The sequence below is a fragment of the Bordetella muralis genome (genome assembly GCF_965139205.1).
GTDB lineage: Bacteria > Pseudomonadota > Gammaproteobacteria > Burkholderiales > Burkholderiaceae_B > Bordetella_A > Bordetella_A muralis.
On sequence record NZ_CBCSIU010000015.1, the window covers coordinates 29689 to 49876 of the forward strand.

16 protein-coding genes are annotated in these 20188 nt (G+C 57.6%); 6 read left to right on the forward strand and 10 right to left on the reverse strand.

Annotation, left to right across the window (positions count from 1 at the left end; all coding sequences use genetic code 11):
- Positions 1–20 precede the first annotated feature (20 nt).
- Genes ACNA0I_RS19210 through ACNA0I_RS19220 form a run of 3 tightly spaced genes read left to right on the forward strand, consistent with a single transcriptional unit; the run spans position 21 to position 3306 of the window.
- Positions 21–1379 carry an amidase gene (locus tag ACNA0I_RS19210; RefSeq protein ID WP_415807637.1) on the forward strand — a complete coding sequence of 453 codons (1359 nt, stop codon included), beginning with the start codon at positions 21–23 and terminating at the stop codon, positions 1377–1379.
- Positions 1376–2269, forward strand: coding sequence for a tryptophan 2,3-dioxygenase (locus ACNA0I_RS19215; protein WP_415807638.1), 894 nt, complete (start codon positions 1376–1378; stop codon positions 2267–2269). The genes ACNA0I_RS19210 and ACNA0I_RS19215 overlap by 4 nt, the downstream gene beginning before the upstream one ends.
- Positions 2266–3306, forward strand: a complete 1041-nt coding sequence (locus tag ACNA0I_RS19220) for a glutathione S-transferase family protein (RefSeq protein WP_415807639.1) — start codon at positions 2266–2268, stop codon at positions 3304–3306. Before ACNA0I_RS19215 ends, ACNA0I_RS19220 begins: the two co-directional genes overlap by 4 nt.
- A gap of 68 nt (positions 3307–3374) precedes the next feature.
- On the opposite strand, the gene ACNA0I_RS19225 is transcribed toward ACNA0I_RS19220, so the two are convergent.
- Positions 3375–4325 (reverse strand): ring-cleaving dioxygenase, encoded by a 951-nt coding sequence (locus tag ACNA0I_RS19225; RefSeq protein ID WP_415807640.1) that lies wholly within the window; start codon positions 4323–4325, stop codon positions 3375–3377.
- Positions 4326–4564: 239 nt separating this feature from the next.
- On the opposite strand from ACNA0I_RS19225, the gene ACNA0I_RS19230 reads away from it, so the two are divergent.
- Positions 4565–5476, forward strand: coding sequence for a LysR substrate-binding domain-containing protein (locus ACNA0I_RS19230; RefSeq protein WP_415807641.1), 912 nt, complete (start codon positions 4565–4567; stop codon positions 5474–5476).
- Positions 5477–5525: 49 nt separating this feature from the next.
- Here ACNA0I_RS19230 and ACNA0I_RS19235 read toward each other — a convergent pair whose 3' ends face one another.
- Genes ACNA0I_RS19235 through ACNA0I_RS19260 form a run of 6 tightly spaced genes read right to left on the reverse strand, consistent with a single transcriptional unit; the run spans position 5526 to position 14324 of the window.
- Positions 5526–6770 carry an MFS transporter gene (locus ACNA0I_RS19235; RefSeq protein ID WP_415807642.1) on the reverse strand — a complete coding sequence of 415 codons (1245 nt, stop codon included), beginning with the start codon at positions 6768–6770 and terminating at the stop codon, positions 5526–5528.
- 49 nt (positions 6771–6819) lie between these two features.
- Positions 6820–7566: a peptidylprolyl isomerase gene (locus ACNA0I_RS19240; RefSeq protein ID WP_415807643.1), complete on the reverse strand. Its 747-nt coding sequence runs from the start codon at positions 7564–7566 to the stop codon at positions 6820–6822.
- A gap of 12 nt (positions 7567–7578) precedes the next feature.
- Positions 7579–8265 (reverse strand): respiratory nitrate reductase subunit gamma, encoded by a 687-nt coding sequence (gene narI / locus ACNA0I_RS19245; RefSeq protein WP_415807644.1) that lies wholly within the window; start codon positions 8263–8265, stop codon positions 7579–7581.
- Positions 8266–8275: 10 nt separating this feature from the next.
- A complete protein-coding gene (gene narJ, locus ACNA0I_RS19250) occupies positions 8276–8989 on the reverse strand; it encodes a nitrate reductase molybdenum cofactor assembly chaperone (RefSeq protein WP_415807645.1) in 714 nt (237 codons plus the stop codon).
- Positions 8990–8998: 9 nt separating this feature from the next.
- Positions 8999–10549, reverse strand: coding sequence for a nitrate reductase subunit beta (narH, locus tag ACNA0I_RS19255; RefSeq protein ID WP_415807646.1), 1551 nt, complete (start codon positions 10547–10549; stop codon positions 8999–9001).
- 16 nt (positions 10550–10565) lie between these two features.
- A complete protein-coding gene (locus ACNA0I_RS19260; RefSeq protein WP_415807647.1) occupies positions 10566–14324 on the reverse strand; it encodes a nitrate reductase subunit alpha in 3759 nt (1252 codons plus the stop codon).
- Between the two features lie 397 nt (positions 14325–14721).
- Between ACNA0I_RS19260 and ACNA0I_RS19265 the strand changes: the two genes are divergently transcribed.
- Together ACNA0I_RS19265 and ACNA0I_RS19270 are read left to right on the forward strand one after the other, a co-directional pair.
- Positions 14722–16011, forward strand: coding sequence for a hypothetical protein (locus tag ACNA0I_RS19265; protein WP_415807648.1), 1290 nt, complete (start codon positions 14722–14724; stop codon positions 16009–16011).
- 142 nt (positions 16012–16153) lie between these two features.
- Positions 16154–18271 carry a TonB-dependent siderophore receptor gene (locus ACNA0I_RS19270; RefSeq protein ID WP_415807649.1) on the forward strand — a complete coding sequence of 706 codons (2118 nt, stop codon included), beginning with the start codon at positions 16154–16156 and terminating at the stop codon, positions 18269–18271.
- On the opposite strand, the gene ACNA0I_RS19275 is transcribed toward ACNA0I_RS19270, so the two are convergent.
- The 3 genes from ACNA0I_RS19275 to ACNA0I_RS19285 are packed head-to-tail and all read right to left on the reverse strand — an operon-like array spanning position 18262 to position 20086.
- Positions 18262–18867 (reverse strand): hypothetical protein, encoded by a 606-nt coding sequence (locus ACNA0I_RS19275; protein WP_415807650.1) that lies wholly within the window; start codon positions 18865–18867, stop codon positions 18262–18264. The two genes, ACNA0I_RS19270 and ACNA0I_RS19275, sit on opposite strands and share 10 nt — an antisense overlap.
- Complete coding sequence (locus ACNA0I_RS19280; RefSeq protein ID WP_415807651.1) at positions 18864–19454, reverse strand: hypothetical protein; 591 nt, start codon at positions 19452–19454, stop codon at positions 18864–18866. The genes ACNA0I_RS19275 and ACNA0I_RS19280 overlap by 4 nt, the downstream gene beginning before the upstream one ends.
- Positions 19451–20086, reverse strand: coding sequence for a hypothetical protein (locus ACNA0I_RS19285; RefSeq protein WP_415807652.1), 636 nt, complete (start codon positions 20084–20086; stop codon positions 19451–19453). The genes ACNA0I_RS19280 and ACNA0I_RS19285 overlap by 4 nt, the downstream gene beginning before the upstream one ends.
- Between the last annotated feature and the right edge of the window lie 102 nt (positions 20087–20188).

Sequence of the window (20188 nt, forward strand, 5' to 3'; positions counted from 1 at the left end):
AGACTCTCGGCCTGCGGCGTATGCACCAAGCCCTCGCAGCGCGAGAGATCACGGCGAGCGTATTGATAGAACAAACACTCAGGGCTGCAGAGGCTAGCCAACGCGCCGTCAACGCGTTTGCCACGATCGACCGGGACGGCGCGTTAGCGGCGGCATCAGAGAGTGACCGACGCTACGGCGAGGGGACGGCGCGACCTCTCGAAGGATTGCCGATTACGGTCAAAGACCTGATTGATACAAAGAACATGGATACATGTTATGGCTCGCAGGCATATCTCGGTCATCGTCCTGCCACTGACGCGGATATCGTCCGCTCACTGCTCGATTGCGGGGCGATCATCATCGGCAAGACCACCACGCATGAGTTCGCATGGGGGGTCACAACTGCCAGTGAGTGTTTTGGCGATACGAGAAATCCAATCGACCCCACACGGATACCCGGCGGCTCGAGCGGCGGTGCTGCTGCAGCGATCGCGTATGGTGCGGTGACTGCCGGCATAGGCTCTGACACTGGCGGTTCCGTAAGGATCCCTGCAGCGTTATGTGGTCTGGTTGGTTTTAAACCCACCCTAGGTGCGCTGTCCACGCGAGGCGTCTTTCCCTTGTCGCCCACTTGCGACCATGTCGGCTTGATGGGACGCGAGGTTGACGATGTGTTGTACCTGAGCGATGTACTGAATCCTCAAACTCCCCGAAGCGATGCGCCGTTATCGGCAAGATTGGGCGTGGTACGCGAGATCGCGCCTGTATCTCTGGCCACTGATGTCGCGATCCCTTTTGAGGCTGCAGTGCAGCGTCTGGAGCGAACGTTTTCATGCGTAGAACTGGATTCTGCAGATCTGTTCCATGGTGCATTCGATGCCTTTTCAAGCATCGTCTTGATTGAGGGTGGCGTTGAGCATTTCCGCCGTCATAGCTGGGAACGTATCGTCGCGAGCTACAGTCCGGAAACAGTCGACAGACTCAGACGCGCGCAAAAGACGGACATGCATGCATATGTCTCTGCCCAACAGGTCAAGGACCGACTCATCACGGGCCTTCATGAGGCGATGCATTCGATTGATTACGTCATCCTGCCCACCTGCCCATGCATAGCGCCTGCGCTGAATACAACGAGCGTCAACACCGGAAATTGGTCCGGTACGGTACGCGAAGCGCTGATGACCTACACCGCACCGTTCAACATCGCGGGATTCCCTGCGATTTCTATTCCGATACCCGTGCGGAACGAGTCCCTACCAGCGTCGCTGCAGATCGTCGCCAGGCCGGGAAATGACCGTGCCCTGCTGCACATTGCGCAACAAATCGAAGCGATCTTGCGCCACGGCGACACCATCGAACGCCAAAGCACACACTCAACCACGAGGAGACCCGCATGAATCAACCGATCACGCATTCCACCGGCATCACACCGGCAGGACAAACCCCTTACAGTGCATGGATACAGACGGATGTGCTTCACACGTTGCAGAACCCTGTCAGCCACCATCCCGGAGAACACGCGTGGATCACGTCGGTGCAAGTCTCGGAGCTGTACTGGATGCTGATCATCAAGGAAATCCGAACAGCCCAGGCACAGTTGAGAAAAAATGACATTACTCAGGCCTGCGACACACTGGAACGCGTCGTGGCGCATCACGAACCACTGAATGCGACGTGGAAATCCATCGCCTGGATGACCCCGGCCGATCTGCTGTCCATTCTTTCGCGTGCAGTGGCCAAGTACGGCCAGGATACTGCGTTGCAAGGATGGACTTATCGGCAAATGGTCTATCTGCTAGGCATCAAACAGCCTGAACACCTGCAGCACTTCATTCCTCAACCGGCGCGCTGGAAACAGCTGAACGATACGCTCGCCGAACCCAGCCTCTATGACGACATCCTGGCCTTTTTGCATCGCGCAGGATTTCCAATACCGGACATGACGGAACGAGATTACCGCGCCCCTTATATCCCTATGCAGGCGGTTGAAAATGCATGGCGCGAAATTTATGCCGACCCTGACAGATACCGTGACCTTCGAAGATTGGGCGAGACACTGGCCGATATAGCGGAAGGTTTTTCGACCTGGAAGCACCTTCACCTCATGGCCACTCGCCGCACATTCGGCCATCGCGCAGCCTACTTTGGCACCGAAGGCATAGCCTGGTTGCTGCCCACACTGCAAGAACTTCCTTTCCCGGAACTCTGGGCGGCGCGCAGCACCATGGGAGAGCCTCCTATGGTGTGTCCGCATATGTCCCGGCAGCCAAAAGGACAAGCAGCATGACGACGCATCAACTCGCCAAACTCGCCCTCGAGGCTCGTGCCCGGATGGCGGACCCTGCACGCAGTATCATCGTCGGCAATGACGCCAATCCTCGCCTCGAACTTTTTCACGCGGCAAGCTCTCTGTGTTCGCAGAAAGTACGAACCGTATTAGCCGAAAAACAATTACCTTATCGCTCGAACGATATGTTGATCCTCAGTTCAATGAGCGACGACGGACTTGTACCGGCAGAGCACTACCATCCGCCTTATGTCCGGCTCCGATTGATGGCGGGGCGCGAAATCGACAAACCGCTCGTCAATAGCTATAGCGGACGCACCTCTGTAGAAACAGAGGGTTTTGATCCCTGTGCGGTGCCGCTGCTGGTCGACTATGAAGCGGGTCGCGTGATCGCCGATTCGATGCGTATTTGCTGCTACCTGGACGAGTTGTCAGCCGTGCCGATCCGGCTGATTCCAGAGACTGAACAGACTCGCGCTGCGGCCATGCATCAGGCCGCCATTGTCGACAGGATTCCGAACGGTGCACTGCTCTATGGATTCCATCCTGAAGCCGATCGCCGGCCTGAAGCACTCCGGACGATGATGCAGACGGTGTACGATTACAAGACGATGGCACTCGAGTCGATGATCGTCGCCAATGCCGACGACATAGCGCTCGTTTCCGCCTACCGTGCAAAAATCATCAAAGAACGGGGCGGAAAGTCGGTTTGCCAAGATGCTGGTTTCCAACGCGCCATACACGGGCACGTCGCAGGACTGCTCCGGCAACTGAATCGAACCCTGATGTCAGGTGTCTCCCCCTGGATTGTCGGTAATTCCTTTACTTTTGGCGACGTAATGTGGGGCGTAAATCTGACCCGGCTCGCTTACCTGGGACTCGCGTCTATGTGGGAGGAACTGCCCGCGGTCAAGCTGTACGCCGATACGCTGATTCAACGCACCTCACTGCGTCGCGAAGCGATACAAGCCACGATAGATTCGCTGCCCTACTCCATCCATTTTGACGAATGGGTCCAACGGGCCAAACATTTATAGAGCCAAATAATCTCCCTCTTTCGTGTTGATAGAGGGAGATCTCGATTCGGCAAATCAGCAGGAACGGATTAAACAGAGATAGGTTCAAGGCGTGCCAATAACTCGTTCTTGCGATCGGCAAGCCAGGGAGGCAGTTGGAATTCTTCGCCAAAATGGCCTGGATTCTCGTCGATGGCAAAGCCAATATCGGTGGTAGCCGCCTCAAAGATCACGCCGCCGGGCATCTTGAAATACATTGACCGGAAGTAGTTCCGATTCACTGACTCCGATGTGTCGATGTAACCCAGAGCCATGAATTTTTCCTTGAGTTCCATCTGCTGATCGACGCTATCCACCGCAAAGGCCACGTGGTGCACGGTACCCTCGCCATAGACTGACGAGCCTTGCATTCGGTCGGGCTCATGTAGAAACGCCACCACCATGCCAGGTCCGCCGGTATGCGTTTCAAAACGATAGTACCCTCCCGATTGGCCGACAAGGCGGAAGCCGATTGCTTCGCTCATGAAGCGAACCGATTCGGCCACCTCGCGTAGCGACAACGTAATGCTGTGCACGCCTCGAACCGCATTCGCTTCGGGGATATCGCCAGCCACGCAAGGCGGTCGTTTATCCAGATCTGTCTCGACGAGATCGAACTCGATTCCGCATGGGTGATAGAAACGCTGGCGACGCTCATCAAAGCGCTCGACAATTTCCGCATCGTACCGAACGCTCATGCGATCGAAGCGACTACGCCAAAATTCAATCGATCCGCGCGGCACCGAGTAGTTGATAACGCGCACCTGGCCCGAGCCGGGGCGTGCCTGGACACCTCGCTGACGGAACGGAAATGAGGTCACCAGCGTGCCGGGATCGCCATTCGCATTGCCATAGTAAAGATGATAAATCGGGTCATCCCCATCTAGCAGAACAGTCTTCTTGACCAGGCTTTGGCCCAACAGTTTTACATAAAAATCCACATCCTCCTGGGCATGCCTGACGCCCGCAGTCAGGTGATGGAATCCTTTGATCATCGACATTTTTCTCTCCACATTGAATTGGCATTACAGAAACAGCATTAGGCTGCTCTTGTGCAATAGCTTAAGCACTTGAATTCGTTTGTGAAGCAGCTTGGCATGTACGCAAAGTTCAGCAAAATCGAACGACGTCCCGGAGGTTTGCCCTTATAGAACAGCCTCTGTCCATGAGGTAATATCGGCGTCCACTTACAGCTCCTTTGCGCGCGCCATCGTGACGATGGTAGAGGCAAACTCACGCCATGCTGGATCTCAAAGACGTCTATTTCTTTGTTCAGGTCGTCGACCGCGGCGGATTCACGGCAGCTGGCGAAACGCTGCAACTACCGAAATCGACACTGAGTCATCGCGTTAAGGAACTCGAGGCAATGCTGGGTGTCCGGTTGATCAACCGGACGTCAAGGCAGTTCAAGATGACCGAAGTCGGCGTGGAGTTCTATCAGTACGCCATGGCACTGCTACGCAGTGCCGAACTGGCCGAAGAAGCCATGCGGCAGCGGTTGACCGAGCCGAGTGGCGTCATTCGTGTGACGGTCGCCATCGAAATCGCGCAATTCGCATTACGCCATGTCCTGCCTACGTACTTATCGCAGAACCCGAAAGTCAACATTATTGAGACCGCGACGGACCGCATACTGGACGTCGTGGGCGACGGGTTCGATTTAGCTATCCGCGGGCACACAGGGCAATTGCAAGACTCCAATCTCGTGCAGCACCCCCTCGCGCGGACCCCTTGGTACCTGTTTGCCGGAACTGAATATCTTCAACGTACGCCGCCGCCGCAGCAGCCCGCAGATCTGGCGTCTCATTCGATCATTTCGCATGCCGGCAAAGCAGCCCAGCAATGGACTCTGCAGGGACCGGAAAAGCGGGTGGAAACGCTGTCGGTAGAGCCACGATTCCAGAGCAACAGCCTGATCTCGCTAAAAGAGGCGGCCTGCTCTAACATCGGTATCGCCGCGCTGCCGGGGTATATTTGCCAAGCCGAACTGAAGACGGGCGAGCTGCGCCAGGTGCTACCGGAATGGATTGCGGCAGATGCGCGGATTACAGCGTTAATCCCCTATCGCACCGGTTTGTTGCCAGCGGTACGGACGCTGGTCGACTATCTCGCGGTGGTGCTGCCGAAAGTGACGGAGTTCGAACGCGACTAACCGCAAGGCGATCAACTATCTGTACTTGGCAGCCCCTTCCGGATAACTGTTATCTGGACGCCGAAACGACATCCCCGGATAACTGCACTTTCTTGACCTCCGAGATATACATCACAATCAACGACACCCAGACGATGCCGTAAAGCAGCATGAAACAGCTGGACCGGATCGGCACCAGTTCGGCCAACACGCCGAACATCAGCGGCAACAAAAAGCCGCCCAGCCCACCGGCCAGCCCCACGATGCCTGTGACGACACCCATGTTCTCTGGAAAATCGTCGGCCACGTACTTGAACGTCGAAGCCATGCCAAAGGCAAACATCGCGCCCAGCACAAAGAGCAGCAACGTGAACAACCACACAGGCAAATAAAGATGAAATGCCGCCGGACCGTTCAAGGTCTTGATCGTCAATGTCGTATCCGGGTAAGACAGGACAAACAAGGCCATCCAAGCCACCCACAGGCACCACCACGTCATTTTGTGCGCACCGAAACGATCGGCCAGGCCGCCACCCACCGCGCGCAGCACCGCGCCAGGCAAGGAAAAGCCCGCGGCCAATGCGGATGCCGCCACCAACGTCAGCCCGTATTCGGCCTGAAAATACTGAGGAATCCACAACGAGAGCGCGGTAAAGCCGCCAAAGGTGATCGAATAATATTGGCAATAACGCCACACGCGGGGATTCTTCAGTATCTTGAACTGCTCGAGCAGTTTGCCGCCGGTTTTCCCGGCGCCGGGATCGGGTGCCGCCACAAACCAGAACATCACAGCAGTCACCAGCAAAGCAACCGCATAGATCTTGGGCACCATGCGCCATCCGTATGCTTCCAGCAACACCGGCGTCACGAATAAATTAACCGCAGCCCCAACGGTGCCCGCGCCAAAAAACCCCATGGCAAAGCCCTTGCGCTCGGCCGAAAAAAAACGCGAAACGTAGGGCGTCCCCACCGCGAACGATGCCCCGACCAGGCCTAGAAACAGGCCGATCACCAAAAACTGCCACAAGGCCTGCGCGTAACTGACCAGATAGACCGGAATCGCGCAGCCCAGCAGCAACACCGTCATCACGATGCGGCCGCCAAATCGATCCGTCCACATGCCCAGCGGCAAACGAAAGATGGCGCCGGTCAACACAGGTGTAGAAGTGAGCAGCCCAAACTCAAACGCATTCAGTCCCAGTTCCTCGCGGATGCGGATACCCAGTACGCCGAACATCATCCACACCACAAAGCACACCATGAACGCAAACGTACTGCTGTACAACACCGCATAGGCACGTGGATGGTTGCTCATCGCGTTATTCCTGTTCGATAGGTTCACATCACGATCAATTGAGTCCGGCTCACTGCAATAGTGGTGAATCCGCTCCGGAAATATCTACGCCCTCGATGCGGGCCTGCCCTACCAGCCACTGCAAATACTGGTGCGTCGCGCGACGCTCGGAAGCCTGCGTCAGCCAGGCGGCGATACGCTCGTGGACGGCGTCAAAAGTCATGAGCGAGCCCTCGACCTTGCGCCCGGTACGCACGACATGAAAACCATGGCGCGTCTGCACCAGGCGATTCAACAAGGTATGTGCGGGCATGGCGAACACCGTCTCTTCGAATTCGGGCAAGGTCTCGCCACGTCCGATATCCCCCAGCCGCCCTCCTTCTTGAGCAGACAGGCAATTTGAATACTGTCGCGCGTAATCTGCAAAGGTCTCTGGAGGCGCTCGATGCACCTCTTGCAAAACCTCGCCCGCGCGGGCGCGCAAGCGCTGCGGATCCACACGCGGCGTGAGTTGGAACAGGATGTGCCACACCTCGACCAGCGCGCCGCTGATGAAGCGATCTGCATTCTGCTCATAGTAGCGGCGGCAACTGGTTTCGTCTGCGACCGGTGTTTTCACCTCTGCGGCCAATACTGCCTGTATCGCGGCATCGTCACCGCCCTGCGCCAACCCCAACTCACGAGATCGCTGCAACAGCAACTCGCGCAACACCAACTCATGGGCTGCGCGCTGTACCGGGTCGGCGTCATTCTGATGGCGCGCCATTTCTGCCTGCACCTGGGCATCGCTGATCGAAACGCCGTTCACGACGATCATATTTACTCCCTGTTAACGCGAGCGTACGAGTTGCCATGCGCGGGTCAGGTATCCCACTGATGCAAAACCGCTCCAGACATGCACCAAACGCGTGAAAGGAAAGATCAGGAACAATGTCATGCCCAGCACCATGTGCACCTGATACACCCATGGCACGCCCACCATCACCTCAGCAGCCCCGGCACGAAAGGTCACGATCCGCTGCGCCCAATCGCCCAGCAACAACATCAAGGACCCGTCCTTGTGCTCGGCTGAGGTCAAGATGGACAACAGTCCCAGCGACAGTACGATCAAGATCCAGATGAGCGTCACCCAATCTGAAACGCGTGAGGTCGCTCTCAAGCGCGGCTCAGACATCCTCCTATAGATCAAAATCAACAAGCCAGCCAGACAGATCAGCCCCAGAATCGCCCCGACGACGACGGCCATCAGTTGCTTCGCTTCGGTGGACAAACCCAATGCGTGATATACCGCGGGCGGCGTCAACAATCCGAACAGATGCGTAAAGAACAGGGACAGGATGCCGATGTGAAACAGGTTGCTGCCCCAACGCAACGCCCCCCGTTTCAACAATTGGCTGGAGTCGCTTTTCCAGGTGTACTGGTCACGCTCGAACCGAGCCAGGCTGCCAAACAAAAAGATAGCCAGCGCAATATAGGGGTACACCGCAAAAAAGAAATGATGCAAATAGGCAGTCATGCGGGGCCCCTTATGACGAAGCAGAACCGGACACAGCCCGTACGCGCCGAGGGTCCGTTTCGTAAAAATGCACGGGCTGTGCCGTTTGCGTGCGCGCCCGCAGCGTGGGCTCGGACCCGTCTGCGTCCGGCCCGAACGTAATCATGGACTCATCCAGTTCCTCTGGTGCAGGATCTGGCAAGGGCTGCGGCACAGCAGAGGTCAGCTCGCGCAATACGGTGAACACCGATGCATAGGGGCTGCCGTATTGCGCCAGCTTGTCGCCGATGCGCGCCAGCACATGAATCGCATCGCCCAGCAATGCAGAGGCTTTTTCGGCAGGAATCTGTCCGAGAAACTCCAGGAACAGCGGCACATAGTCCGGCAGCTCCGAAGTATCCAATATCAATCCATGGCGCAAATACTCATCACGCAAATCGACCATCGCCTGCCCGCGATCGCGCGATTGACCGTGAATGTGCTCAAACAAATGCAGGGAATGCGCGGGCCGCCGATCAAACGTCGCCACGTATCGTTCCTGCACTTCGATCACGTCGTCCGTGTCGCCCAATGCCTCAAACAGCGGTGCCAGCTGCTCGCGCTGCGCCCCCGTCACGCTGGCCTGCAGTTCGGGTAATGCCGCCAACAACGCCTGATCGGGATAGGTCAACAATGCCGACAGTACGCGATACACCGATACCGGCGGCGCCGAGGACTCGCCAGTGTGGTTATGCTCGATCGTCATCATGCCCTCCTACCCCGAGACCTTGTCGCGCTGCACTTCCATGAACACCATTTTCTGGGCATCGCCGCGCGGCTTGCTGCCAAACAGGCTGCCCTCGGATGCTCCATCCGAGCAGCCATTGCCGAACGAGAACCCACAACCGCCCCGCATATCAAAGGCGTCCTCCGCATACTCGCGATGCGAGGTGGGAATGACGAACCGGTCTTCATAATTCGCAATCGCCAGATAGCGATACATTTCCTCTATTTCACTTTTGCTTAATCCCACCTGCTGCAAAATATCAGTGCGTTCCTGACCATCGACGGTACGCGCCCGCATAAAGGCCCGCATCGCCAGCAGACGCTCCAGTGCAAGCGCCACCGGCACCTCATCACCTGCCGTCAACATGTTGGCCAAGTAACGCAACGGAATACGCAGCGATTTCACATCGGGAATATCGCCAAACGCCCCTATGTGACCGCTATTGGCCGCGGCCTGAATCGGCGACAGCGGAGGCACATACCACACCATCGGCAAGGTGCGATATTCCGGATGCAAGGGAAACGCGATGCGCCATTGCACGGCCATCTTGTAGGTCGGTGAACGCTGCGCCGCATCCAGCCACCCCTGAGGCACCCCATCTGCCAGGGCTTGCGCAATCACAGCCGGATCATCGGGGTCCAGGAACACGCTGAGCTGCGCCTCGTAAAGGTCCTTCTCGTCTGCGGTAGCGGCCGCTTGTTCGATACGGTCAGCGTCATATAACAACACGCCCAAATAACGTATGCGCCCCACACAGGTTTCCGAACAGACCGTAGGCTGACCGGCCTCGATGCGCGGATAACAGAAAATGCATTTCTCGGCCTTGCCGCTTTGCCAGTTGTAGTAGATCTTTTTATAGGGGCATCCGGACACACACATGCGCCAGCCGCGGCACTTGTCCTGATCGACCAGGACGATGCCGTCTTCTTCGCGTTTATAAATAGATCCGGACGGACAGCTCGCCACACAGCTGGGATTCAAGCAATGCTCGCACAGACGCGGCAAATACATCATGAAGGTATTTTCGAATTGACCGTAAATATCCTTCTGCACGTCTTCGAAGTTGTAGTCCTGAGATCGCTTGGCAAACTCACCCCCTAGGATTTCCTCCCAGTTCGGTCCCCATTCGATCTTTTCCATGCGCTGACCGGTAATCAACGAACGCGGCCGCGCCGTGGGTGCGGCCTGTAATTCGGGCGCGCTCTGCAGATGATCGTAGTCAAAGGTGAACGGCTCGTAATAATCGTCGATCTCTGGCAGATTTGGATTGGCGAAAATATGCGACAGCAGTCGCAATTTGCCTCCTTGGCGCGGCTCGATTTTTCCCGAGGCGGTGCGTTTCCAACCGCCGTTCCATCGTTTCTGGTTTTCCCAGTCCTTGGGATAACCAATGCCGGGTTTGGTCTCGACATTGTTGAACCATGCATATTCCATGCCTTCGCGTGACGTCCATACGTTCTTGCACGTCACGGAACAGGTATGACAGCCAATGCACTTGTCCAGATTCAGCACCATGGCGATTTGCGCGCGTACTTTCATCGTTCGGCTCCAGTGCTCAGGCTTGAGGGGTTTCGGCATGGTCGGCACGTTCGCCTTCCAGCCAATCGATCTTGCGCATCTTGCGCACGATCACAAACTCATCGCGGTTCGAACCCACCGTGCCGTAGTAATTCAAACCATACGACTGTTGGGCATAGCCGCCGATCATGTGGGTGGGTTTGAGCACGATGCGTGTCACAGAATTGTGGATGCCGCCACGCGCGCCGGTGATCTCCGAGCCGGGCATATTCACAATTTTTTCTTGCGCGTGGTACATCATCGTCATGCCCTCGGGCACGCGTTGGCTCACCACCACTCGGGCAACGAGTGCACCGTTCTCGTTGTAGGCCTCGATCCAGTCATTGTCGACCAGGCCTGCCTTGACGGCGTCTTTTTCCGAGATCCACAAGATCGGCCCACCGCGCGACAGGGTCAACATGATCAGATTGTCGGTATAGGTGGAATGAATCCCCCATTTCTGGTGGGGCGTAATGAAGTTCAACACGATCTGCGGATTGCCATTGTCATGGCGGCCGTCTGTCATGCCCCTGAGCGATTTCGTATCGACAGGTGGTCGATAGACGCAGAGGGCCTCGCCGAACGCGCGCATCCAGAGGTGATCCTGATACAGCTGTTGACGCCCCGTGAGCGTGCGCCACGGAATCAACTCGTGCACGTTGGTATAGCCGGCAGTGTAGCTGACATGATCGGATTCCACGCCTGACCAGGTGGGCGACGAAATGATTTTGCGCGGCTGCGCTTGCAGGTCGCGATAGCGAATTTTTTCGTGTTCTCGAGGCAAGGCCAGATGCGTATGATCTCGGCCCGTCATGACAGAGAGCGCCTTCCACGCCTTGACCGCGACTTCGCCATTGGTCTCCGGCGCCAATGTCAGGATCGTCTCGACCGCATCGATGTCCGTATCGATGCGGGGCAATCCTTGGCTGACGCCTTCCTCTTGCACCTCATAATTCAGCTTTGCCAGCAGATCGCATTCTTCGCCAGCGGGCCAGTTGATTCCCTTGCCGCCCACGCCCAATTTGCGCGTCAAGGGTCCCAGCGAGGTGAATTGTTTATAGATCTCGGGATAGTTGCGTTCGACGACTGCGATGGCTGGCATGGTCTTGCCCGGGATCATCTCGGCCTGACCGCGTTTCCAATCCTTGACACCAAAAGGGTCGCCCAGCTCTGCAGGGCTATCGTGCTGCATGGGCGTCAACACCACGTCTTGCGATGCCGGCAACTCGGCCTTTGCGATCTCGGAAAAAGCGCGTGCAATGCCTTTGTAGATTTCCCAATCGCTGCGAGATTCCCAGACAGGATCGACGGCGGCCGAAAACGGATGAATGAACGGATGCATATCCGAGGTATTCAGATCGTTTTTTTCATACCACGTGGCCGTGGGCAACACCACATCGGAATACACACAGGTCGTAGACATCCGAAAATCGAGCGTGACCAGCAGGTCCAATTTCCCGCGCGGCGCCTCGTCGTGCCAGGCCACCTCTTGCGGCTTGTCGCCGCCCGTCTCGCCCAGGTCTTTACCCTGCACGCCATGTTCGGTGCCGAGCAGATGCTTGAGAAAATACTCATGCCCCTTTCCTGACGAGCCCAGCAGATTGGATCGCCACAAGAACATATTGCGCGGATAGTTGTCAGGATGATCCGGATCCTCGCAAGACAGCTTCAAACGTCCGTCTCGCAGCGCCTGCACCACATAGTCAGCGGGCGATTGTCCTGCCTCGCGGGCATCGCGGGCGACTTGCAGCGGATTGGTCTGCAACTGCGGAGCCGATGGCAACCAGCCCATGCGTTCTGCACGCACATTGAAATCGATCAGCTCGCCCTGGAACGTGTCGGGCTCGGCCAATGGCGAAAGGATTTCAGAGACCTTCAGTTTTTCGTAGCGCCATTGATCCGTGTGCGCATAGAAAAACGAGGTGCCGTTCATGTGACGTGGCGGACGGCACCAGTCCAGGCCAAAGGCCAAGGTGGTCCAGCCTGTCTGCGGGCGCAGCTTTTCCTGGCCCACGTAGTGGCACCACCCGCCGCCTGATTTCCCGACACAGCCACACATCACCACCAGATTGATGATGCCGCGATACGCCATGTCCATGTGATACCAGTGATTCAGGCCGGCTCCCAAAATCACCATCGACTTGCCCTGCGTCTTGTCAGCTGTCTCGGCAAACTGCCGCGCCACCGTAATGACGTCCTCACGTTTGACGCCAGTGATACGCTCTTGCCACGCAGGGGTATACGGCACGTCATCGTCGTACGACATCGCGACGTTCGCGCCCCCCAGACCTCGGTCCAGTCCGTAATTGGCCATCAGCAGGTCGTACACCGTCACTGCCAATACCTCGCCCTCGACGGTCTGTACTCGCCGCACTGCCATGTTGCGCTCCAGCACCTCGGGATGATCCGTGCCCTGGAAATAGTCGTGCTGACGCCCGCCAAAATACGGGAACGCCACCGGCACCACTTCGTCATGGCTACCCACGAGCGACAGGCGCAGCGGCAGGGGATTCCCATCCGCGTCTTTGGCGTCCAGATTCCATTTGCCAAGATCTCCGCCTTCCTTCTGCCCCCAACGAAAGCCTATCGATCCATTCGGCGCGACCAGATCGTCCGTCGCGTCATAGCAGGCCACGGTCTTCCATTCGGGATTATTGGTTTGCCCCAGACCATCGGCAAAGTCCGAAGCGCGTAACATACGCTCAGGCACATGGCGCGTGCCCTGGCGCACCAGTCGCACCAGGAACGGCATGTCGGAATACTGCCGGCAGTACTCGCGGAAATACTCGCTCTTTCCCTCGAGGTGAAATTCTTTGAGAATCACATGCCCCATGGCCAACGCCAGTGCAGCGTCGGTGCCCTGCTTGGGATGGAGCCACACATCGCCGAATTTCGCGCCCTCGGCATAGTCGGGAAAAATCGACACGATCTTCGCGCCGCGGTAGCGTGCTTCGACCATGAAATGCGCATCCGGCGTACGCGTCTGGGGCACGTTCGAGCCCCACATCATGATGAAGCTCGAGTTATACCAATCCGCGGATTCGGCCACGTCCGTTTGTTCGCCCCAGGTCTGGGGGCTGGCGGGCGGCAGATCGCAATACCAATCGTAGAAGCTCAGAATCGTGCCGCCCAGCATCGATAGATATCGACTGCCCGCAGAAAACGACACCATTGACATGGCGGGAATAGGCGAAAACCCGATGATGCGATCCGGTCCATAACGCTTGATCGTGTGGACGTTGGCCGCCGCAACCAACTCGTTGACCTCATCCCAGGTGGCCCGAACAAAGCCTCCCAGACCCCGTACGCGCTTGTACTCGTCTGCGAGGCCTGGTGTCGTACAGATATGCTCCCACGCCGCCAAGGGCGCCATCGTCTTGCGGGCCTCGCGCCACAGCCGAGCCAGGCGCCCGCGCAGCATGGGATATTTGATGCGGTTCGCGCTATACAGATACCAGGAATACGATGCGCCACGAGAACAGCCGCGCGGTTCGTGATTCGGCATGTCGGCACGGGTACGGGGATAGTCCGTCTGCTGAGTTTCCCACGTCACAATGCCGCCCTTGACGTAGATCTTCCACGAACAGGAGCCCGTGCAGTTCACGCCATGGGTCGAGCGTACGATCTTGTCATGCTGCCAGCGATCCCGATACGCTTTTTCCCAACCCCGGTCTTCGTGGACAACGGCGCCGTGGCCGTCCGAGAAGGACTCTTTGGCGCGCGTAAAGTATTTGAGGCGATCGACGAAATAGCTCACTGTCAGGCTCCTGGCGTTATTGGGAAAGCAACAACATGCTCAGGAGCTAGGGTGGAGGCCGAAAGCGTCTGCACGAGAGAAATGCCATCGAAACGTCCTTATCGACGATCAAGCTGCAAGCAAAACGTTACTACCGTACTGTGTACGATAAATGACGTCAAGATTCGCAATATTTAACAAGAATCACCATTACTGGTAGAAATATCGCTTTCTGAGCAACAGGATGACGATAAAGCCCCCTACCGCCCGGATACGGGCGCCGACCCATTGAAAGATTGATAACGATCAAGCGCGCAGCATTTAGTCTCGCGCCGGCCCTAACAATCCGATCAAAAAAGATACAGTTTTGCGCAGTGAGGGCTTGCTAAGCTTGCTGGCTTCACAGAGAGGAACCAGCATGCAAGGGATCACCGCACCGTTTGCACTGACCTTTCGCCTATGGCGGCGCTTTTGGCCGCAATTGGTCGCCCTCGTACTAGTCGGCAGCCTGGCCCACGCGCTCCTGCTGCGCTTGGCGGTCCATACCGGCTTCGCAAACCATATGGCCGGCCTGGCGGTGTTGACGCTCGTGGCCCTGGCCCAGCTGGTGGTCACCGTGACGATGTTTCAGATGTTGCTGCCGGGCCTGCCTGCGATACGTGCTGCCCAGGAGGCCGCGCGCGGCGATGCCGCACCAGACTCGAACTCGCGCCGATTTCTGTCCGCCGTGTCCGTAGCCCTGCTGCCCTTTTTTGCCTACTACGCCGCCTGGGGATTCCTGGGCGATACCGTGAGGCAATACTCTCGTCTCGCTCTCAGCCTGGACCCGATGGGACAACACGGCATGATTCTGGACGCCCTGGATTCACGCTGGCTATTGATTTCGGTCGCCATCTCGTGGCTGGTGCGCAAGCTGGCACTGCGATGTCAGAAAGCGACGGGACGCCCCTTCTGGCAGATCGTCGTGGTGATCTGTGAGACCAACTGGATCCTGGTCGGTCTGTATGTCATCAGCCGCTGGAAAGACCAGCTCTGGGCCTGGATCGCGACCCATTCCGTGTGGGAAAACCTGCTGTCCTTCCTGAATGTATTGCTCACGCCCATTGCCACGGCCTGGGCGGCAGCCACGGACAACGGCCCGCCCATCCCTGTCGAAGACCTGGTCGACACCCCGGGCAAACTGCTGGTGAGCCTGTTTTTCTATGCCTTGCTGCCCGTGGTCTGGTTGGTGATGACCGCCTTGGTGTACGGCTATGATGTGCGCAATGATCAAGAGCTGCTGCGATCCCATCGCCGCATCGAGCGTTTCGGAGAACGCTACCAAGCCATTCCGAAATTTTTGCGCGACTTCCTCGCGCACTTCATCGGCGGATACCGGTCGCGTTATCTGCCGGTCGCCAACAGCGTGCGGCTGACACTGAATGCCGGCGTACTGCTGTTGATCACCTTGATTGTGGGTTACCGCCTGATTGATTGGTGCAGCGTTCAGTTATGGATCATCGGCGGCCGCCTGATTGGGCCGCTGGATATTGATTCGGCTCAGGTGGTCGCCCAGGGCTTGACCTTGTTGCTTGGCAGCCCGTTTCGGGATTCGTCTACAGGCATTTTGATCGAACCGTTGCGGATATGTTTTCTGGTGGCGATTCTGGAAACAGCATTTGCCCAACCTCTGCGACGCAACGCATCCCCTGCCGGACAAGCTGCCTGATCGCGCTTTCGGCGATTCCCTGACGGCCTGTCGACAGGGCCCTCCTCTTGTCTCGAAAACAACAATTCGAAAAAACAATAATGGAAATGAGAATCATAATTATATAATATCCATGCCGGTCACCTATCTAAGAAGAATTCTCATGTGCCACGCAGGTCCTCGAAAGCTGCTCCCCTTTGTCCTGTGCGCCGGTACGCTGATCCCCCTGCCGCTCGCTGCGCAAGACGCTGACACCACGACATTGGCACCCGTCATCGTCCAGGGTTCGGATGACGGCGAGAACGATCTGGCCACCGCGCCCGTATCCAACGGCGCATTGGGGACCCGCAATGCGTTGAATACGCCTTTTTCCATCACGTCGGTCGGCGAAGAGGCGTTGGCCGACCGCCAGGTGTCGTCGTTAGGCGAAGTCTTCGCGCGCGACGCCAGTGTGATCGCGGTAGGCAACAGCTATAACAGCCGGCCGTCGACTCTGGTGGTGCGTGGCCTGCAACTGGATGCCTTCAACAGCTACAAGATCGACGGCATGTCCATCGTCAACTATGGCGTGGAGCTACCGCTGGAACAGTTCGAACGCGTGGACCTATTGAAAGGTCCTGGCGGATTTATGTACGGATTCGGTTCACCGGGAGGCATCGTCAACTACGTCACGAAAAAGCCGACCGAAGATTTTCTGGCCAGTGTTGATGTGGGCTACCGGTCAGACAGCATTTTTCAAGAACATGTGGATCTGGGCGGACGCGTAGGGCCGGACAAGCGTCTAGGCTACCGCCTGAACTACACGCATGAGCAAGGCGATACCTATAACGATGGCAGCATCAACCGCGACTCGTTCTCGCTGGCGCTGGATTTGCGGCTGACGCCGGATCTGCTCTGGACATTCGAAGGCCTGTATCAAGACCGCGACACCGACGGCACCGTGCAGGCCGTCTCGCTGTCAGCGGCGCGATATACAGGCAACGGCCTGCCGGATACCATCAGTGGCCGTACGCAATTGTCGACCAATGGCAGCGGCTATCACGCAGTCAGCAAATTCGCCAAAACGGGACTGCAGTGGAAGTTTGCGCCCACATGGACGGCGTCCGTGGACTACAGTTTCAGTCAGGCGATTCGTACCTACAAAGAAGAAACCCTGAATCTGCTGAATGAGGCAGGCGACTATGACGACTACATGTACGATCAGAAAAATGCGTACCGTTTTAACCAGCTGCAAGCGATGGTCCAAGGCCAATTCGCTACCGGGTTTCTGACGCATGAGGTGGTGCTGGGCGCCGCCACCCAAACGCAGGCCAACGATTTCAATTCGAATGGATTTTACGGGTCGATCGGCTACGGCAATCTCTATGACGGCGCACGTCCGTCGCCCTACAACGGATCGCGGACGCCTCAAATGTACCGTGGTGCGGAATACGAGCAGGATGCCTTGTTTGCCAGCGATACGATCAGCATAGGCGAGCATTGGTCGCTATTGGCCGGCGCGCGTTATATCTCGTACCGCCAGCACAGTATCAATGCCGCAGGGGTCGCAGGCGAAGCCTACAAAAAACATCCTCTCACTCCGACTTTCGCGTTGATGTACAAGCCCGCTGCAGGAACCACGGTATATGCCAGCTATGTCGAGTCCTTGGAACAGGGCAGCACGGTGGGCAGTCAGTATGCGAATGCGGGCGCAACCCTGGCACCTCTCAAGAGCAAGCAGTACGAATTCGGCATCAAGACGGCGCAAAGCGATTGGGGCGCCTCCGCCGCGCTGTTTCGCATCGAACGCGGAACCGGCTACGTGAACAACGCCAATGAATATGTGCAGGATGGCGAGGGGCGCATTCAAGGGCTGGAACTGGCCGGCAATGTCCGCGTGGCGCGCGATTGGGATCTCCAGGCCAACGCCATGTGGCTGAGCGCAAAATACCAGACCGGCAATGCCGCCTTGGAGGGCAATCGTTTGCCGGGCTCCGCGCGCTTTATCGCATCGGGTCAAGTCACCTATGCCCTGCCCGCGATGCCGGGGCTCAGTGTGGCTGCCGGCGTGAAATACATAGGATCGTCCAACCTCGATTCGACCAATAATCTGACCGTGCCCAGCTATTACACCGTGGATCTGGGCGCGGTATACCGTACGCGGATCGCCACCAAAAACGTGGTGCTGCGCGCCGCTATCGATAACCTGACCAATCGCCGCTACTGGTATTACGTGGGAGAAAACAGCATCCTGCCCTCACCGTCGCGCACTGTCAGCCTGAATGCCCAGGTCTATTTCTGATTATCCGGCGGCTTGACCTGGATCAACTGTGGCGGTTGTGCGAAGCGTAGATAGCGAGGTTGCTGCGGCTGCAGCGTCACTGCGACTCTGAGCGAGTCGGCCACATCGCGGGGCGCGAGAAACGCCTCGCGCACACGCACGGTAGAGCCGGCCTTTGCGCCCGACATATAGATCGTCGTCGTGCAGGGTCTCGCTTCCGAACGAGGCAGGCGCATGGCCTCTGTCGGGGCCCAACGCCGGCCATCGGGACTTTCCAGGGAAATCGTGCATCCACGCCAGTTCTTGGCCAGATCCGCGTCCTGCACCTGTACTTCGAATTCCGCCAACATCCCCATCGCCCCCTCGGGAATGTCTTTGCCGGCGGGGACCGGCAACATACGGAATTTGCTCAGTTTCCATTGCGAGCCACCGAAATCACCGCTGCCGTTGAGCTCAACATCTTGTGCCAGACGATCCCGGCTCACCCACCATGCACTGATCGACTCATAGGCGGACACACCGATAAGCAGGGGCAACAGCACGATCAACGCATAAAGACTGCGGCGGCGCCAGCGCTTTTCGTCGGCATCTACCGGACCGTCGCTGCGCCCGTTCATGGTTGGGCTCCCTCCAGTCGATTGAGAGAAACCAAGTCTGTGACTTCCAACGCCCCATTCGCTGCCCGCGGCAAATCGTCCAATGCGATATGGGCCTCGGCATCCAGGCGCGGCGGCAGCCCTGACGGCCACACGACCAAGGTCGCATCGCCCACCTGGTCCGGCCGAATCTCGAACAGAAAACGCCCGAATGTGGACAGACCCGGATCCAACCGGATGGGCGTCATATGGGGCGGGTTCACGGCGCGATCGGATTGCTCGTAGCGCAGCCCTTGCGGCCCATCCCAAAAACCTCTCGTGATGGACATCGATTCCGAACGCGCCGTCAGGCTGGCTGTCACAATCGCCCACAGTCCCGATGTCGTGAGCACCACGTCTTTACCGATATACCGATACGCGATTTTCCGGGCAAATTGCACGCGCTGCACCTCGATATCGAACAGCCGCGTCGATGCGGTCTCGTGCATGCCGGCACGCACCGGGATCGCGCCCGTCAATTCGTCATAGCGCGGCGTGGTGCGCTGCATCGCGAACAATACGGCAGCGGCGATCAGAATCAGCGCCAATGTCGCCAAACGCCGCTTCACGAAGTTCGCTCCGTCGAGCCGGCAGCCGATGGCGCGGCTGGGGGTGTGCGAATGGCCGGTGCTGCGGCGGTGTCCAACGGCAAGGTGAATTGTCCAATCACTTTCGGGTTGGTCCACAAGGGCGTGCCATACAGGTTATCGACTGGTTTGTAGGTCTGGGCGATAACTTCTATCGGCATTTTTTCCGGCAGCGACACCGAGCCGGACAATACCCAGACGTAGGCCACGCGTTCAGGCATGCCAGGATGCAGCAGCGGTATCAGTTTTGAATCGCGCAATAGCGCCACATCAGGATTTTCGGGTTTGGCGCCCGCGGGCCATTTGGGTTTGAGCGTATCGTTGTACGCGCGGCTCGACGATGCCGAGCGATTATTCAAATCGACTTCCACGACCAGGGCTTGTTGCCCTGGCTGCACTCGCACGCCGTAGACGCGTTCGTCTTTGCTGATCCAGACGCGATGCGGCACCACCTGCCAGCGGCCGGCATCGATTTGCGCACCTGCTGGATATTGCGTCACGGGCGCAACAGCCCCCGCACCCATGATGGTGTAGACCGTCGCCGTGCAGACTGCCACGGTAGAACCCACCCCAGTGGCAATCCTTGTTTTGAGTTTGCCGAGTGCTGGACGCATCCGCGCTCCCGTATCAACGTGCGTAGATTGGGTATTGCCGAAAGTCCGAAATCGTAGCCGCCCTCGCCGCGCGAGAATCTTGCAGTTTTGTTTCTATACGTA

Bases quoted from the DNA above. Each gene is read 5' to 3' on its own strand.
- ACNA0I_RS19285 (WP_415807652.1), bottom strand. From the start codon at position 20,086: ATGCGTCCAGCACTCGGCAAACTCAAAACAAGGATTGCCACTGGGGTG.
- ACNA0I_RS19230 (WP_415807641.1), top strand. From the start codon at position 4,565: ATGCTGGATCTCAAAGACGTCTATTTCTTTGTTCAGGTCGTCGACCGC.
- ACNA0I_RS19270 (WP_415807649.1), top strand. From the start codon at position 16,154: ATGTGCCACGCAGGTCCTCGAAAGCTGCTCCCCTTTGTCCTGTGCGCC.
- ACNA0I_RS19215 (WP_415807638.1), top strand. From the start codon at position 1,376: ATGAATCAACCGATCACGCATTCCACCGGCATCACACCGGCAGGACAA.
- ACNA0I_RS19210 (WP_415807637.1), top strand. From the start codon at position 21: ATGCACCAAGCCCTCGCAGCGCGAGAGATCACGGCGAGCGTATTGATA.
- narJ (WP_415807645.1), bottom strand. From the start codon at position 8,989: ATGACGATCGAGCATAACCACACTGGCGAGTCCTCGGCGCCGCCGGTA.
- ACNA0I_RS19240 (WP_415807643.1), bottom strand. From the start codon at position 7,566: ATGATCGTCGTGAACGGCGTTTCGATCAGCGATGCCCAGGTGCAGGCA.
- ACNA0I_RS19225 (WP_415807640.1), bottom strand. From the start codon at position 4,325: ATGTCGATGATCAAAGGATTCCATCACCTGACTGCGGGCGTCAGGCAT.
- ACNA0I_RS19235 (WP_415807642.1), bottom strand. From the start codon at position 6,770: ATGAGCAACCATCCACGTGCCTATGCGGTGTTGTACAGCAGTACGTTT.
- ACNA0I_RS19265 (WP_415807648.1), top strand. From the start codon at position 14,722: ATGCAAGGGATCACCGCACCGTTTGCACTGACCTTTCGCCTATGGCGG.
- narI (WP_415807644.1), bottom strand. From the start codon at position 8,265: ATGACTGCCTATTTGCATCATTTCTTTTTTGCGGTGTACCCCTATATT.
- ACNA0I_RS19220 (WP_415807639.1), top strand. From the start codon at position 2,266: ATGACGACGCATCAACTCGCCAAACTCGCCCTCGAGGCTCGTGCCCGG.
- narH (WP_415807646.1), bottom strand. From the start codon at position 10,549: ATGAAAGTACGCGCGCAAATCGCCATGGTGCTGAATCTGGACAAGTGC.
- ACNA0I_RS19275 (WP_415807650.1), bottom strand. From the start codon at position 18,867: ATGAACGGGCGCAGCGACGGTCCGGTAGATGCCGACGAAAAGCGCTGG.